The following is a 926-nucleotide window of genomic DNA, read 5'->3' as shown; positions in this document are numbered from 1 at the left end:
CCCTCTGATTAAAAGTCAGATGCTCTACCAACTGAGCTAATGGCTCGTAAATGGCTGGGCTAGCTGGATTCGAACCAGCGCATGACGGAGTCAAAGTCCGTTGCCTTACCGCTTGGCTATAGCCCATTAATATTTACTAGTATGGTTATCTTTTCAAAAAAATAAACCCTCTCAGGTTATTTTAAAGAAAATGGTGGAGGGGGGCAGATTCGAACTGCCGAACCCGAAGGAGCGGATTTACAGTCCGCCGCGTTTAGCCACTTCGCTACCCCTCCGACATTTTAAATATATATGGTGGAGGATGACGGGATCGAACCGCCGACCCCCTGCTTGTAAGGCAGGTGCTCTCCCAGCTGAGCTAATCCTCCAAAAGTGGTGACCCGTACGGGATTCGAACCCGTGTTACCGCCGTGAAAGGGCGGTGTCTTAACCACTTGACCAACGGGCCAAAAAAGTTTTAAACCTATTCCCAAGCTTCCAACCGGGCTTGAACCGGTGACCTCTTCCTTACCATGGAAGTGCTCTACCAGCTGAGCTATGGAAGCATAATGGCTCCGCAGGTAGGACTCGAACCTACGACCGATCGGTTAACAGCCGATAGCTCTACCACTGAGCTACTGCGGAATAATATTAGCCTGGCAACGTCCTACTCTCACAGGGACAAGGTCCCAACTACCATCGGCGCTAGAGAGCTTAACTTCCGTGTTCGGTATGGGAACGGGTGTGACCTCTCTGCCATCATTACCAGACTTTTATCATTATAAACATTTCTTTCGAAATGTCAAGAAGAAATTTTAATGCATATTCCTTCAAAACTAGATAACATCGCTACATATTATATGGTTAAGTCCTCGATCTATTAGTATTCGTCAGCTCCACATGTCACCATGCTTCCACCTCGAACCTATCAACCTGATCATCTTTCA

General features: G+C 47.4%; 6 tRNA genes and 2 rRNA genes. All 8 read right to left on the bottom strand.

The annotated features are described in order from the left end of the window. Window positions 1-51: 51 nt before the first annotated feature. Window positions 52-126 (bottom strand) — tRNA-Gln (locus tag GBN78_RS29825). A 65-nt stretch (window positions 127-191) separates the two neighbouring features. Then, a tRNA-Tyr gene (locus GBN78_RS29820) sits at window positions 192-275 on the bottom strand. A gap of 17 nt (window positions 276-292) precedes the next feature. Beyond that, window positions 293-368, bottom strand: a tRNA-Val gene (locus GBN78_RS29815). A 5-nt stretch (window positions 369-373) separates the two neighbouring features. Continuing rightward, a tRNA-Glu gene (locus GBN78_RS29810) sits at window positions 374-448 on the bottom strand. Window positions 449-472: 24 nt separating this feature from the next. Then, a tRNA-Thr gene (locus GBN78_RS29805) sits at window positions 473-545 on the bottom strand. A 4-nt stretch (window positions 546-549) separates the two neighbouring features. Next, a tRNA-Asn gene (locus GBN78_RS29800) sits at window positions 550-624 on the bottom strand. A 9-nt stretch (window positions 625-633) separates the two neighbouring features. Next, window positions 634-749: ribosomal RNA gene (rrf, locus tag GBN78_RS29795) — 5S ribosomal RNA — on the bottom strand. Between the two features lie 90 nt (window positions 750-839). Beyond that, window positions 840-926, bottom strand: a 23S ribosomal RNA gene (locus GBN78_RS29790); the annotation flags it as partial.

This window comes from Bacillus sp. B2-WWTP-C-10-Post-4 (genome assembly GCF_009183805.1).
GTDB lineage: Bacteria > Bacillota > Bacilli > Bacillales > Bacillaceae_G > Bacillus_A > Bacillus_A cereus.
Note: the sequence above shows the minus strand (reverse complement) of the source record. Positions and strands in the feature narration are given on the sequence as shown.